Origin of the sequence: Ensifer sp. (assembly GCF_035999185.1) — a bacterium.
In the GTDB taxonomy this organism is placed as follows: domain Bacteria; phylum Pseudomonadota; class Alphaproteobacteria; order Rhizobiales; family Rhizobiaceae; genus Ensifer.
In genome coordinates, this window is sequence record NZ_DASYHB010000183.1 from 1 (window position 1) to 14,421 (window position 14,421).

The following is a 14,421-nucleotide window of genomic DNA, read 5'->3' on the forward strand; positions in this document are numbered from 1 at the left end:
GCTGGAAGACGAAAAGAAGATCGACTTCGCCCACAACCCCTTCTCGATGCCGCAGGGCGGCCTCGAGGCGCTGAACACCGAAGATCCGCTGTCGCTCAAGGCCTACCAGTACGACATGGTCTGCAACGGCTTCGAGATCGCGTCCGGCTCGATCCGTAACCAGCTGCCGGAAGTGATGGTCAAGGCGTTCGAGCTGACCGGCAAGTCGCAGCAGGAAGTTGAAGAGCAGTTCGGCGGTCTCTACCGTGCGTTCCAGTACGGCGCGCCTCCGCATGGCGGCATGGCATTCGGCATCGACCGCGTCGTCATGCTGCTCGTCGGCGCCAAGAACCTGCGCGAAATCTCGATCTTCCCGATGAACCAGCAGGCCGTCGACCTCCTGATGGGCGCGCCGTCCGAGGCGAGCCCGGCCCAGCTGCGCGAACTGGCGATCCGCCCGATCCCGCAGAAGAAGGACTAAAGGTCTAAGCGACCTGACGAAAGAAAGCCCGGCGATCGTCTCGCCGGGCTTTTTTTATGGCCTGCAGTCTGGTCCGCTTCAGGGCGTGCCGTAAATCGCGTCGCGGACGTCCCGCGTGAACTGCCCCCACATGCCCTCTAAAGTCGTGTTGGTCATGGCGACGACGGCGATGTTTTGGACCGGATCGACGAACCAGTTGTGATCATAGGCGCCGCCCCGGCGCGATCTTTCAGGGCATGACGGTGCAGGCGCAGGACGGAGCAGGCGAAACGGAACTCCTGGCGATCGCCGAGGTTGCGCGTCATCGTCGTCTCGACGCTTGAAAGGACGGATACCTGTGCCTGTCAGAAGTCCATGCCGGGGCCTGAAGGCATCGGTGCGGGGCCATTCTTCTTCGGTTTCTCGGCGACCATGGCTTCCGTTGTGACGAGAAGACCGGCGACTGAGGCTGCGTCCTGCAGTGCCGCTCGCACGACTTTCGCCGGATCGATGACCCCCATGCGGAAGAGGTCGCCATATTCACCGGTCTGGGCATTCCAGCCGTGGGCGAAATCGCCCATCTCGCGCAGTTTGCCGACGATGACCGAGCCTTCCGCCCCGGCATTCTCGGCGATCTGGCGAACGGGCGTCTCGAGCGCCCGGCGAACGATTTCAACGCCGACACGCTGATCGTCATTGGCAGCCTTTAGCCCGTCGAGCGCATCGACGACCCGAAGCAGTGCAACGCCGCCTCCGGGCAAAATGCCTTCCTCGACCGCGGCCCGCGTCGCATGCAGTGCATCGTCGACACGGTCCTTCTTTTCCTTCACTTCCACCTCGGTCGAGCCGCCAACCCGGATCACGGCGACGCCTCCGGCAAGCTTCGCAAGCCGTTCCTGCAGCTTTTCCCTGTCGTAGTCGGAGGTCGTCTCCTCGATCTGCGCCTTGATCTGGCCGACGCGCCCATCGATATCCGGCTTGGCGCCGGCACCGTCGACGATGGTCGTGTTTTCCTTTTCCACCATGACCCGCTTGGCACGGCCAAGGGTGTCGAGCGTCACGTTCTCGAGCTTGATGCCGAGGTCCTCGGAAATGACCGAGCCGCCCGTCAGGATCGCGATGTCCTCGAGAATCGCCTTGCGCCGATCGCCGAAGCCTGGCGCCTTGACAGCGGCAATCTTCAGACCACCCCGCAGCTTGTTGACCACGAGCGTGGCGAGCGCCTCACCCTCCACGTCCTCGGCGATGATCAGCAGTGGCCGGCTTGCCTGGATCACCGATTCGAGAATCGGGATCATCGCCTGCAGGTTGGAGAGCTTTTTCTCGTGGATCAGGATGTAGGGATCCTCGAACTCGACCCGCATCTTTTCCTGATCGGTGACGAAGTACGGCGAGAGATAGCCCCGGTCGAACTGCATGCCCTCGACGATCTCCAGTTCGATCTCGGCCGTCTTGGCCTCCTCGACGGTGATCACGCCTTCGTTGCCGACGCGCTCCATGGCCTTTGCCAGGTAGCGACCGATCTCCGCGTCGCCATTGGCCGAGATCGTCCCGACCTGCGCGATCTCGTCGTTGTTGGAGATCTTGCGGGCGTGCGTTTTCAACCGCGCGACGATCGCTTCGACGGCGAGGTCGATGCCGCGTTTCAGGTCCATCGGGTTCATGCCCGAGGCGATTGCCTTGATGCCTTCCTTGACGATCGCCTGTGCGAGCACCGTTGCGGTGGTCGTGCCATCGCCGGCGACATCGCTGGTACGTGACGCCACCTCGCGCAGCATCTGGGCACCCATGTTCTCGAACTTGTCTTCGAGTTCGATCTCCTTGGCCACCGACACACCGTCCTTGGTGATGCGCGGCGCGCCAAAGGATCTTTCGATGACGACGTTTCGCCCCTTCGGACCAAGCGTAACCTTTACCGCGTCGGCCAACAGGTCGACACCGCGCAGCATCCGATCGCGGGCATCACTACTGAACTTGACTTCCTTGGCAGCCATCGTTGACCTCCCTCAACACGAAACACAGTCGCCTCATGCTCCCGGTCGCCCGCCAGGCGGGCAGCCTTGCCTGCATCGGTCTTTCACGCTCAAGCCCAGATGGGCTACGTCTCGAAGTTCCGTTCCTCGTCATTGTCTGGCGTCAGGATATCGATCAGCGCTGCGACACGGCCCGCCGGCAGATGCCGGCCTTCTCCGATCAGGGCTTCGTCGTTGTTGACCCAGGCGATCGCCTCTGCAAGTTCGCCAGCAGTTGCACCGGTTGCGAGCAGCTCGGCCATCAACGTCTCGTCGACCGGACCAAGGATGGCGGTGATATCCGCTTGCTTCAGTCCCATGCGCTTCTCCTCCCGTTTTAGCGGTCAGGAATGCGGAGACCTCGGTCCCCGTCCCAACTAGATAGGCCAGGGGCGAACGGCATCAAGCGCTGATGATATCATGGAAGCGGGTGCCGCGAAAAAGCGTGAAGGTCACTCCGGCCGAAGCGCGTTGTCGAGGAAGTACCACTGGTCGAGGTGCGCGCGCACGACAGGCTCTATCGCATCGTTCAACAGCAGCATGTCGTCCAGCAGGCGAGCATTGGGGTGATCCTCGGCCGGCAGCCGGATGGGCTCCAGGGCCTGGCACTCGAAGCGAAAACCATCGGTGCGCAGGCCGTACCAGGGGCAAATCGTTGCACCGGTCATGCGCGCCAGACGGATGGCGAGCGCCAGATTGCCCTCCTGATGCGGCTTACGGTCGAAGAACGGCCCGCGGATCATGCCGCCAAAACCTTCGTCGCAGAACATGCTGACGACACCGCCGCCCTTCAGCACCTTGAGGGCCGGCCGAATGCCGTCGATGCCTGGCGGCAGAAATCGCAATCCGGCCTTGCCCCGGACCCGATTGGCGATCCAGGCCTTCGCCCGGCTCTTGGGCGGTACATAGAAAGCGTAGGGCTCAAGGCCGAGGTTTCGGAACGCTATCGTTCCGATTTCCCAGTTGCCGAGATGGAGGCCGACGAGGATCACAGGGCCTTGATCCGCTGCCTTGCGGATCGGGGCGAGGCCATCGGTTTGCAGCCGGTCGCGACGGCGTTGCAGCCTGTTGATGACGGAAAATTCCGTCATCAGACGTCCCTGAGCACGACAGTTTTCCAGAAACAGCGCTTCCTGCGCGTCCGGGCCCAGATCCGGTCGCAGCTGGCGGATCGTGTCGCGGGCGCGCTGCGTGGCGACCTTGTGAAAGCGTGGCACTGCAAAGAGGCCGAGTGCCGCGCCCAAGCGCGAGCACGCGTCCATCGGCAGCAGTTTCATGCCGAAGTGAGCAAGCAGATTGGCGAGGTTCCAGGCATTGTCGGTGATCCAATAGCGCCGGAAGGCGGCAGACCGCTCACCGCCCGCCAGCGCGTCGGCGAGGCTGGGTGCATTTTCCTCGGTAAAGATCCAGGCCTTGCGTTTGCCGATCGGTTCTGCCGAACGCGGTTCACCCTGCGTCATGCGGTGTAGCCTGTCGTCTGTGCAGCGTGACCGGCAAGCCGTCTTTCGGCCTCAGGGTCAGGCGGCAGATCGGCTCGACGGCATGGCGTTCGCGTAGGCGAACCTTGTACCGCTGGGCGATGATCGCCAGGCACAGGATCGCCTCGGTGAGGCCGAAATGCAGTCCCGGGCAGACGCGTGGACCGCTGGCAAAGGGGATGAAGCTGTAGGGCGTCGGGCGCCGTCCCTCGGTAAAGCGCTCCGGATGAAAATGGTGCGGATCTTCGAAGAGGCTCGCCGTCCGGTGGAGAAGCCAGGGCACGATCAGGACGAGCGAGCCGGGCTCGGCTGCGACATCGCCGATCATGTCCGCTTCCCGCGTCTGCCGGGCAAGGATCGGAACCGGCGGATAAAGGCGAAGCGTTTCTTCGATCACGGCCCGGCACCATTCGAGCTGGGGGACGTCATCGATCGTCGGCATGCGGTCGCCGCAAACCCGGGCGATTTCGTCATGCACGGCCTTCTCGACCCAACCGGCCTTGGACAGCAGATACCAGGTCCAGGTGAGAGTGGCGGCGGTCGTCTCGTGACCGGCCATGAAGATGGTCGCTGCCTCGTTGCGCAAGGCGACGACGTCAAGTTTCAGTTCCGGGTTCCGCTGTTGCCGCCGGATGAGCAGCTCAACCATCGAGTTGTGGTCGCCACGCCCGGCAAGGTGGTCTTCCACGACCTTGTCGATGATCCCGTGGATGCGCTTGACCGAGCGGCGCAGGCTCGGGGTGCGCAAGACCGGTAAACCGTCGTTGAAGCCGAGAAAGTAGCCGATGTTGATGGAATCGACCAGCGACTGATAGCTGGTAAAGCCGTCGGTGACGGCCGCCGCACTGTCGTCGCCGAGCTGGTTGCCGAACACGCTGCGCGCAATGATCTCGGCGGTCAGCCCCGCCATTTCGTGCAGGGCGTTGACTTCGGCTCCGTCAGGCATGCGGTTCCAGCGCTCGACAAGCTCGCTGGTCGTCTTCTCCATGACCGGGCCGAAGGCGGGGACCCGCTTGGCATGGACGATATCGGCCACCAGCGGCCGTCGCTGCTTCCAGGTTTCACCGTCCGAAATGAACAACCCGTCGCCCAGAAGAAACTCCAGTGCCCGGCGCATCTGCGGGCTCTTGCGCTCGAAGTTTTCATGGCGCTTGACGACGACCTGGCGGATGAGGTCGGGTGAATTGACCAGAATGACCTGGCGGCCGAGCAGTCGGATTTGCGAGACCTTCTCGGTGTAATCGCTGGCGCGCCAGATCGACATCAAGTCGGTTCGTGCCTGAAGCAGAAGCCGCAGCGGATTGCCCGGCGGACCGGAATAATAATCGGCCCGGACGGGGGAAAATTTCCCCTCCAGCAGTTCTTCTTTGAAATTGACGGATTGCTGGAGCCAGGCGAGCATTTATGGTCGATCTGCCGTGAGGTAAGAGGTCGGTCGGAATTCTATCGCAATTTCAGCTGCTTGCTTTATTCGGGCTTGCCGGTCCGTTTCATCTCGATCCGGTCTTCGCCGAGACCGGGCGGACAATTTCCAAAGCCCTCCTGCGACATGCCCGATTTTCAGGAAAAGCGCCATCGGCCTACGGACAAATTTTCGCGAATGGCTGGTTGCAAATATCCGGAAATGTCGGGCCCGCGTGGGCTGTCGCCAAAAGCTTTGCGCGCCGGGATCGGCGCGCAAAACAAGTCTTGTCAATGTCGTCTTCGGTGACCCGAAAGCGATCAGTCGTTCGCCGTCACCTTGACGCCCAGCACGGACGGGATCGTGTTCGGGGCACCCATGGCAGCACCCATGATCATCGGGAACGGCACGGGCTTTTCCGGAGCGGCGCTGATCGTCAGGCTCTTCGGGCCATCGAGATAGGTGTTGACGGCGGCCGATACCTGGTTCTGCAGTTCCGGCACGTTGAGCTGCGCCATCATGATCGGCACCAGGCCTTTCAGCGACTGCGCCATCTGGTCGCCCGAGACGCCCTGCTGCGAGCCAGCATAGTCGAGCGCCTTCTTGGTGATGGAGGCATCGTCGAAGCGGACTTCGGCGCTGTTGAAGGTCAGCTGCTGCATCAGGCCCATCATGGCGAGACCCATAGCCTGGTTGGCCTCTTCCTTGTTCGGATTGGCCTCGGCCGCCTTCATCGCTTCCTGCATCGACTTGACGAAAGCAAGCGTGTAGCCGGAGATGTCGAGGGCGAAGTTGAGCCGGCCGACATTCTTGAAGTCGAGGGCATACTCTTCGAGCGCGACATTGCCGCTTTCGACTTCCCAGCTGCCCTTCATCGTCAGAGCGCCGTCAAGCGTGGTCAGGCCAAGCTTCTCGATCGCTTCCTTCGTCTTGGCGTCCTCGACCGACGAGAGGTCTGCCTTGATGCCGGAGGCGGTTGCATCGAAATCGAAGCCGGCGTCGTTTTCCTGCCGCGCCAGGTTGGCTTCGGTGCTTTCGAGCGAGAAGACTTCCTTGCCCTTGGAGCTGACGGCGATCGGGCCGGTGCTGGCGCTTTCGTAAAGGAGGATGTCGTTGATCGTCCCACCAGTCGCATTGCCCGGGATCGTCAGGCCGGAAAGCAGGATGTCCTTGACCGACAGGCTCCCTTCGTCCTGGCTGAGGCTGACGTCGGGGAACGAAACGGTTTCGGCGTAGTAACCGCCGCCTTCGGTTTCTTCGACGCCTTCGAAGGTCAAATCCCCGATCTTCAGGTTCGTCGGCTCGCCCGGCTGGCTCGCGACCTTGAGCTGCACGCCGGTCACCGTGACCTTGTCGCCATCGACTTCGGCCTTGTCATAGGTGATGGAGGTGCCGTTCGCGTTCGTCGCCGCGTCGAGCTTCTTCATCAGATCGGCGCCATCGAGGGCGAAGGCCGGACCGGAAAGGGTGAGGAGCGCGGCGCTCGCCATCATCAGGCGGATCTTGCGCGTATGCATCATATCGAGTTCCTTCGTGAAAATCTTTGATTGTGTATCTGTCTAGAAGATGAGGCGTTGCTAATCTGGTTTATGTCCGCAGAGGGCGTGAGCCACAGGCGTCCGGCAAAATCCGGCAGTTTCTGGCGGCGCTGAGCTGCCTGCCTGCGTCGGCCAGTCCCTGGTCTTGCAATCCCCCTCGCAAATCGGTCCAAATCAACTGCTTCCGAAGCTATGACGAAACACGGCGAAATTATATTCGCTTGGCGACATCGCGCATCTTCCTGCTCCGGCATGCTTTCCCGGACGTTACCAAGCGATCGCCTCTGACGCATAGCCGGGCGACCGTGGCACGAACATTGCGCAGGGGCAAGCGGAACGCTTTGGCACCGGTTGTTCGCGGCAATGGGTTCTCCACAAGCGCAAGCCCTGAAAACCTTGATGTTCCGGGTTTGTTGCGTTAGCAAGGACCTATGGGACAAAGCCTTACTCCCCCGTCAGGCGGGGACGATCACATTCAGCCGGTTGACCTGAAGGCGGCGCTGGAAGAGCGCTATCTCGCCTACGCCTTGTCGACCATCATGCACCGCGCGCTGCCGGACGTTCGCGACGGGCTGAAGCCCGTGCACCGCCGCATCGTGCATGCGATGAGCGAGATGGGCCTCAGACCCAATTCCTCGTTCAAGAAATGCGCCCGCATCGTCGGCGACGTCATGGGTAAATTCCACCCGCACGGCGACGCCTCGATCTATGACGCGCTGGTGCGCCTGTCCCAGGAATTTGCGATCCGCTACCCGCTGGTCGACGGCCAGGGTAACTTCGGCAACATCGACGGCGATAACGCCGCGGCGATGCGTTATACCGAAGCGAAGATGACGGATGTCTGCTCGCTGCTGCTTGAGGGCATCGACCAGGACGCGGTGGATTTCCGCCCGACCTACAACGAGGAAGACCAGGAGCCGACCGTGCTCCCGGGCGCGTTCCCTAACCTGCTTGCAAACGGCGCGACGGGCATCGCCGTCGGCATGGCCACCTCGATCCCGCCGCACAACGCGCACGAGCTGTGCGACGCGGCGCTGCACCTCATTCGTCATCCGGGCGCAAGTGTCGAGGATCTGCTTTACGATCCGGCCAACCCGCAAAAGGGTGGCATCGAGGGACCCGATTTTCCGACCGGCGGCGTGATCGTCGAAGGCCGCGAAAGCATGGCCGAGTCCTACCGCACCGGCCGCGGTGGTTTCCGTGTTCGCGCGCGCTGGGCCCAGGAGGATCTTGGCCGCGGCGGCTACCAGATCGTCGTCACTGAGATTCCGTATCAGGTTCAGAAGTCACGCCTGATCGAAAAGATCGCCGAGCTGCTGGTCGCGCGCAAGCTGCCCCTGCTTGAAGACATCCGTGACGAGTCGGCCGAAGACATTCGCATCGTGCTGGTGCCGAAGAGCCGGTCGGTCGACGCCGGCATCCTGATGGAATCGCTGTTCAAGCTGACGGAACTCGAAAGCCGCATCCCGCTGAACATGAACGTCCTGTCGCTCGGGCGCGTGCCGCGCGTCATGGCGCTGAACGAAGTGCTGTCGGAATGGCTCGCGCATCGGCGCGAGGTGCTGCAGCGCCGCTCGCGCCATCGTCTGGCTGCAATCGACCGCCGGCTGGAAATCCTCGGCGGTTATCTCATCGCCTATCTCAACATCGACGAAGTCATTCGCATCATCCGCGAAGAGGACGAGCCGAAGGCCGTGATGATGGAGCGGTTCTCGCTCACCGACCTTCAGGCCGAGTCGATCCTCAATATGCGCCTGCGCTCCTTGCGCAAGCTGGAAGAGTTCGAGATCCGCACCGAGTTCGATGCGCTCTCGAAGGAAAAGGCCGAGATCGAGGCGCTGCTCGCGTCTGACGAGAAGCAGTGGCAGACCGTCGCCTGGGAAATCGGCGAGGTCAAAAAGAAGTTTGCCAAGGCAACCGACATCGGCAGGCGCCGCAGCACCTTTGCCGACGCGCCGGAGGCGGACGTCGAAGCGATCCAGCAGGCGATGATCGAGAAGGAACCGATCACCGTCGTTATCTCCGAGAAGGGCTGGATCCGGGCGCTGAAGGGACACATCTCCGACACGTCGTCGCTCCAGTTCAAGGAAGGCGACGCGCTCAAGGTGGCTTTCCCGGCGCAGACGACCGACAAGATTCTCGTCTTTACGACAGGCGGCAAGGTCTACACGCTCGGCGGCGACAAGCTGCCCGGCGGCCGTGGCCACGGCGAGCCTCTGCGCATCATCGTCGACATGGAGAACGATCAGGACGTCCTGACCGCCTTCGTGCACGATCCGGCGCGCAAGCTGATTGTCTCGTCGGCGGCCGGCAACGGCTTCGTCGTGACGGAAAGCGACATTGTCGCCAATACCCGCAAGGGCAAGCAGGTCATGAACGTCTCGATGCCGGACGAGACCAAGCTGATCATCCCGGTCAAGGGCGATCACGTCGCCGTTGTCGGCGAGAACCGCAAGATGGTGGTCTTCCCGCTCGTCCAGATCCCCGAGATGGCGCGCGGCAAGGGTGTGCGGCTGCAGCGCTACAAGGACGGCGGCATCTCCGACGTTCGCTGCTTCACGATCGCCGAGGGCCTTGTCTGGGAAGACAGCGCCGGCCGCGTCTTCACCAAGACCAAGGACGAACTGATCGAATGGCAGGGCGACCGCGCGTCGGCCGGTCGTGTCGTCCCGAAGGGCTTCCCGCGCAGCGGAAAGTTCAGCGGCTGATCGAAAAAAGACGGGCTGTGCGGTTGCTAGGTCGCACAGCCCGTGTTTCGTTTCGGCGCATACCTTAAGCTATTGCAAATACTAATAAAACAGCGGCAATCTCGATGCTTGTAAGCGGCGGGTCCATCGTGATCAATGCACATCCAATTGGATGACAGCGATGCCGAATGCCACTGCTCTCGACGATGTTCTTGTTGCGCTTGCCAGCCCGGTCCGCCGCCGGATATTCGAGATCCTCTTTGCTGGAGAGGCGCGCGTGGCCGATATCGGCAGGGCCGTTTCGGTCGGCGGCGAGGATCTGGAAAAGCACATCGCGCTTCTTGAAACTGCCGGGCTCGTTACCCGCTTGCGCCGCCGCGACGGCGATGCGCTGACCGGTCACCCGGTGCCGCTCAACGAGGCGGCAAGCTGGATCAACACCAACCGCGAACTTTGGGCCATGCGCGTCCAGCTGCCGGATGCCCGCCTTGCTTCGCTCGGCCACGACCAGACGCCGGAGCGGCCTTCGGTGCATGACCGGCGTATCGACCAGAAGCCGCGTCGCACGCGGACCTCCGGCCCGCGTAGTGGCCGGTGAAACGCTAGAGCAATTCCAGGAAAAGTGTAGAACGGTTCTCCGTCCGGAATTGCTAGATATCAGAGAGTTAGATCATTTCACTGTTTCGACGAAACAATGAAATGATCTAGTCGGTGCAAGGGGTGGCTGCTCGAAGCGAGCGGCTGCGCATTTGCCAGAGCGAGTGGCCGATGAGCGCGAAGATTAGGATCGTGCCGCCGATCAGCGTCTGCGTCGTCGGCGTTTCGGAAAACACCAGCCAAACCCAGATCGGCGCGAGGATGGTCTCCAGCAGGTAGAACATGCCGACTTCCGGGGCCGACAGATAGCGCGGCCCGGTGGCCAGACAGAAGAAGGCGAGGGGGATCATCACTAGGCCGTTGAAAAGGATGTAGCCCGGTGCCGCAATGGTAAGGCCGCCGGCCGGCAGCATCAGGAAGGCGACCGCAGCCGGAAAGATGGCCGTCACCAGCGGCACCAGCGCCATGTCGCGCTTGCTTGCGCGGCTGATGGTAATTGCGCTGGCGAGAAGGAACGCCGAGGACGCTGCCATCGCATCGCCGAAGAGATGGCCGCTCTCCAGCCCATCCTGCACGATCAGCCCCACCCCGACCACCATGACCAGCATGGTCGCAAGTGTCGCGTTTGACGGACGCTCCTTCAGGAAAATCCACGAGAGGATGGCGGCAAACATCGAGGTGAAGGCGAGGATGAAGACCACGTTTGCCGTCGACGTGTTGAAGACGGCAAGCAGGAATGTGCAGGAGTTGATGCCGTAGAACAGGCCGACCACGAGGCCGGCCTTGCCCGGCAAGAGCGAGAGCTTCCGGCCGAGGATCCGGTTGATCACGAACCAGGCGAAAAGAGCGATGACGAACGTCGACAGACTGCGCACGGCAAGCAGCGACCAGACGTCACCGCCAGCCGACCGGATCAGTGGAATGTCGAAGGAAAGGGCAAGCCCACCGATGCCGGTGATCGCAAGGCCGCGCCGGTGCATCGCGGCATCAGAGGAGGAACTCAATGTCTAACCCGTTTTCTCAGCTGCGGATTCCAAGGTGGTTTCTCCACCTTCATAGCGTTCCCAGCCACGGGCCATAAGGTGCTCTTGCGGCAAAAACTTTGTTTTATACCCCATCTTGCGCGATCCCCTGACCCAATAGCCAAGGTAGACATGGGGAACGCCCCGTTCTCTGGCCCGGCGAATGTGATCGAGAATCATGAAAGTGCCGAGCGATCGCTCCTCCTGAGCAGGATCGAAGAAGGAATAGACCATCGAAAGTCCGTCGCCCATGCGATCGGTCAGGGCTGCGGCGATCAACGGACCGCGCGCTTTCTCGCTGATGCCGTCGCCTTCGACCCTCAGGCGATATTCGATGATCTTCGTGTGCACATGCGTGTCTTCGACCATCATCGCATAGTCGAGAACCGACATGTCCGACATGCCGCCCTTCTGGTGCCGGCGGTCGAGGTAGCGGCGGAAAAGATTGTACTGCTCGCTTGACGGTTCCGCCGGGTACTCCGCCGAGATCACATCGTGATTGGCTGCAAGCACGCGGCGCATGGAGCGGCTCGGCTTGAATTCGTTGGCAAGGATGCGAACAGAAATACAGGCCCGACAGGTTTCGCAAGCCGGGCGATAGGCAATGTTCTGCGAACGGCGGAAGCCGCCCTGGGTCAACAGATCGTTGAGTTCAGGCGCGCGCTCGCCAACCATGTGGGTGAAGACTTTTCGCTCCATCTCGTTCGGCAGGTAAGGGCAGGCTGCCGGTGCAGTCAGGTAGAATTGCGGAGACGGTGCGGTCTGTGTGTTCATCGAGTGCGGAGGTCAATCTTCGCGCTGTTGTTCATGACAGTAGCATGGCGGAAGAATGGAAAACGTCAACTCACTCGTTTGCAGCTTCCGCCTCCGCCGACACTATATTTTAGCAGTGACGACAATAAGCGCCGTCGCCGGGGCTTGGGAAATGCGGCGCGCAAGCGCGTACGGCCGCATGGCTTCCCGGCCCAGCTTCTGTCACTGCATGTCCCGGCGAACCGTGACGGTGCCGATCAAAAGGTCATGCAGCAGGCGACTGCGATCCGTGAACAGACCGATCAAGAGGATCAGCGGCGTCAGAAGCGCGTTGGCGATCCAGAAAATGACGAGGTGGACAATGGCGGTCAGGAAGTCCATCGGGCGGCCGTCTGTCCGGGCGATCGCCAGGCCCATCATGCGCATGCCAGGGGAGGCCTGTTCGCGGCCACCGACTGTCATGCCGAAATAGAGCATCGCGACGATGGCAAAGAGCGCCGGGTAGAGCATGAAGCCGAGGCCGAGCGTCAGGATGCCGAGGAAGAAGACGACGACCGCCGCCGGTATCCACAGCAGCGCAATGATCGCGTAATCGAGCAGGAAGGCAAAGATACGTCGCGACAGCACGCCCTGATAGGCACGCCAGTCGTTGCTCGGCAGCCTCAGTTCTTCGTTGTGCATGGTCATCCGTTTAAGCCTCGCTTGGTTGCAGGATGGATATGGGATGATCTGCCCTGCAAAACAAGGATCGATGGCCTGAACGCCGCGCCAATCTATCTGCCCTTGGCGAGGATGCGCGCCACTTCGACGGCAAAGTAGCTGAGGATACCGTCGCAACCGGCGCGCTTGAAGGCGAGCAGCGTTTCCAGCATCACTTTCTCGCCGTCGATCCAGCCGTTGGCCGCCGCCGCCTTCACCTGCGAGTATTCGCCCGAGACCTGATAGGCGAAAACCGGCAAGCCAAAGGCCTCCTTCATCCGCCAACAGATGTCGAGGTAGGGAAGGCCGGGCTTCACCATCAGCATGTCGGCGCCTTCCTCGACGTCGAGCGCGGCGTCACGGATCGCTTCCGTGCCATTGGCCGGGTCGATGTAGTAGGTCTTCTTGTCGCCCTTCAAGAGACCGCCGGTGCCGATCGCCTCGCGATAGGGGCCGTAGAAGCCGGAGGCGAATTTCGTCGCATAGGCCATGATGCCGACATTCTGGTGGCCGCTGGCGTCAAGCGCGTGGCGGATCGCGCCGATCCGGCCGTCCATCATATCCGAAGGCGCGATGATGTCGGAGCCGGCATCGGCCTGGGCGACGGCCGCTTTCGCGATCATCTCCACCGTCTCGTCGTTGACGATCTCGCCGTTGCGCAAAATGCCGTCATGGCCGTGGCTGGTGAAGGGATCGAGCGCCACGTCGGTGATGATGCCGATGTCGGGCACGGCCTTCTTGAAGGCGCGTGTCGCCTGGTTGATCAGGTTGTCGGCGGCAAGGCTGTTGGAGCCGGTCTCGTCGCGCAGCGACAGGTCGATGTTGGGGAAGGTGGCAATCGCCGGAATGCCGAGATCGGCTGCTTCCCTGACCGCTTCCACCGCCTTGTCGATGCTCATGCGGTTGACACCGGGCATGGCGTCGATCGGCTGCACGATGTTTTCGCCCGGCACGATGAAGATCGGCCAGATCAGGTCGTCGACCGTCAGGCGGTTCTCCTGCACCAGCCGGCGGGTCCAGTCGGCCTTGCGGTTGCGGCGCATGCGGCGATGCCCGGTAATGCTGTCCACAAGATTTGTCCTGTCGTTCATCGTGCCGCGCCTTCTTCTTTGAAATCGTCGTTAGGCAAGCGCTTTATCATGGGGCAGCTCCGCTTGGAAACCGCGCGCCCGGTGAACAGGCTGCGGCATTTCTGCTCTTTGATCCCATCGGCAGGGGAGGGGGCAGCGTTCCCGCTGGCGGATGAAGAAGACCCGCCCTATCTTGCCGGCCATGCTTCATGATTCTGCTCACGTGCCGAAACCGTCGCTGACCGAAATTCTCTTCGGCATCTTCCTGCGTCTGGTGTCGGCGTCGTGCATCTGGTTCGCCCTCAACTACTGGGCCATGCTGATCGGCTTTTCCCATGGCGGGGCCGGCCGGTTCGATCTCTTGTCGCCGGAGTGGCGAGCGGCCGCCACAGCGCTTGCTGTCGTCTATCCCGTCGCAGCCCTTGGTCTATGGTTGCTCGTCTCCTGGGGGCCGGTCGTCTGGGTCGTCGCAGCTGCGATCGAGATTGCCATGTATGAGTTCTACCCGGCCAGTTTCGGCGGTCGGCCGATGCTGGTCGTGCTGCATGTGGCGGTTGCCGTGACCTTCGTTCTTTTCAGGGTCGCACTCTTCTATCAGCGCTGGCGGCTGGCCAAGCAGGTAAGGGTTGATTCACCCTGAGACAGGCTCGCCAAATGGCAAGCTCTTGTTAAGGCTGCGGTTTAAGTAGAATTTTAGACGTATTCGATAGGGTCTCACTCAAGG

The 14,421-nt window shown here is 61.8% G+C and carries 12 protein-coding genes and 2 pseudogenes; 4 read left to right on the forward strand and 10 right to left on the reverse strand.

The window, feature by feature from the left end; all coding sequences use genetic code 11:
- On the forward strand, positions 1 to 460 hold a 460-nt coding region (locus VGO04_RS24840), incomplete at its 5' end, for an amino acid--tRNA ligase-related protein (RefSeq protein WP_327498630.1).
- A 78-nt stretch (positions 461 to 538) separates the two neighbouring features.
- Here VGO04_RS24840 and VGO04_RS24845 read toward each other — a convergent pair.
- From VGO04_RS24845 to VGO04_RS24870, 6 genes and pseudogenes are all read right to left on the reverse strand, one after another.
- Positions 539 to 676, reverse strand: a pseudogene (locus tag VGO04_RS24845) (serine hydrolase); the annotation flags it as partial.
- A gap of 128 nt (positions 677 to 804) precedes the next feature.
- The gene (gene groL / locus VGO04_RS24850) at positions 805 to 2,433 is read right to left on the reverse strand and encodes a chaperonin GroEL (protein WP_327498631.1); all 1,629 of its coding nucleotides are present in this window, start codon (positions 2,431 to 2,433) and stop codon (positions 805 to 807) included.
- A 104-nt stretch (positions 2,434 to 2,537) separates the two neighbouring features.
- The gene (locus VGO04_RS24855) at positions 2,538 to 2,771 is read right to left on the reverse strand and encodes a hypothetical protein (RefSeq protein WP_327498632.1); all 234 of its coding nucleotides are present in this window, start codon (positions 2,769 to 2,771) and stop codon (positions 2,538 to 2,540) included.
- Positions 2,772 to 2,903: 132 nt separating this feature from the next.
- On the reverse strand, positions 2,904 to 3,911 hold the full coding sequence (locus tag VGO04_RS24860; RefSeq protein ID WP_327498633.1) for a lipid A biosynthesis lauroyl acyltransferase: 1,008 nt from the start codon (positions 3,909 to 3,911) through the stop codon (positions 2,904 to 2,906).
- Positions 3,898 to 5,331, reverse strand: a complete 1,434-nt coding sequence (locus tag VGO04_RS24865) for a cytochrome P450 (protein ID WP_327498634.1) — start codon at positions 5,329 to 5,331, stop codon at positions 3,898 to 3,900. Before VGO04_RS24865 ends, VGO04_RS24860 begins: the two co-directional genes overlap by 14 nt.
- Positions 5,332 to 5,651: 320 nt before the next feature.
- Positions 5,652 to 6,851, reverse strand: coding sequence for a hypothetical protein (locus tag VGO04_RS24870; protein ID WP_327498635.1), 1,200 nt, complete (start codon positions 6,849 to 6,851; stop codon positions 5,652 to 5,654).
- 449 nt (positions 6,852 to 7,300) lie between these two features.
- Here VGO04_RS24870 and parC point away from each other — a divergent pair, with 449 nt between their 5' ends.
- Together parC and VGO04_RS24880 are read left to right on the forward strand one after the other, a co-directional pair.
- Positions 7,301 to 9,577, forward strand: coding sequence for a DNA topoisomerase IV subunit A (gene parC, locus VGO04_RS24875; RefSeq protein ID WP_327498636.1), 2,277 nt, complete (start codon positions 7,301 to 7,303; stop codon positions 9,575 to 9,577).
- A 160-nt stretch (positions 9,578 to 9,737) separates the two neighbouring features.
- A pseudogene (locus VGO04_RS24880) lies at positions 9,738 to 10,076 on the forward strand (ArsR/SmtB family transcription factor); the annotation flags it as partial.
- Positions 10,077 to 10,260: 184 nt separating this feature from the next.
- On the opposite strand, the gene VGO04_RS24885 reads toward VGO04_RS24880, so the two are convergent.
- From VGO04_RS24885 to hemB, 4 genes are all read right to left on the reverse strand, one after another.
- Positions 10,261 to 11,157, reverse strand: a complete 897-nt coding sequence (locus VGO04_RS24885) for a DMT family transporter (RefSeq protein WP_327498637.1) — start codon at positions 11,155 to 11,157, stop codon at positions 10,261 to 10,263.
- A 3-nt stretch (positions 11,158 to 11,160) separates the two neighbouring features.
- Positions 11,161 to 11,949, reverse strand: coding sequence for an arginyltransferase (locus VGO04_RS24890; protein WP_327498638.1), 789 nt, complete (start codon positions 11,947 to 11,949; stop codon positions 11,161 to 11,163).
- Between the two features lie 201 nt (positions 11,950 to 12,150).
- Positions 12,151 to 12,615: an RDD family protein gene (locus tag VGO04_RS24895; RefSeq protein ID WP_327498639.1), complete on the reverse strand. Its 465-nt coding sequence runs from the start codon at positions 12,613 to 12,615 to the stop codon at positions 12,151 to 12,153.
- 86 nt (positions 12,616 to 12,701) lie between these two features.
- The gene (gene hemB / locus VGO04_RS24900) at positions 12,702 to 13,718 is read right to left on the reverse strand and encodes a porphobilinogen synthase (RefSeq protein ID WP_327498640.1); all 1,017 of its coding nucleotides are present in this window, start codon (positions 13,716 to 13,718) and stop codon (positions 12,702 to 12,704) included.
- A 181-nt stretch (positions 13,719 to 13,899) separates the two neighbouring features.
- On the opposite strand from hemB, the gene VGO04_RS24905 reads away from it, so the two are divergent.
- Complete coding sequence (locus VGO04_RS24905; protein WP_327498641.1) at positions 13,900 to 14,337, forward strand: DUF6163 family protein; 438 nt, start codon at positions 13,900 to 13,902, stop codon at positions 14,335 to 14,337.
- The last annotated feature ends 84 nt before the right edge of the window (positions 14,338 to 14,421 follow it).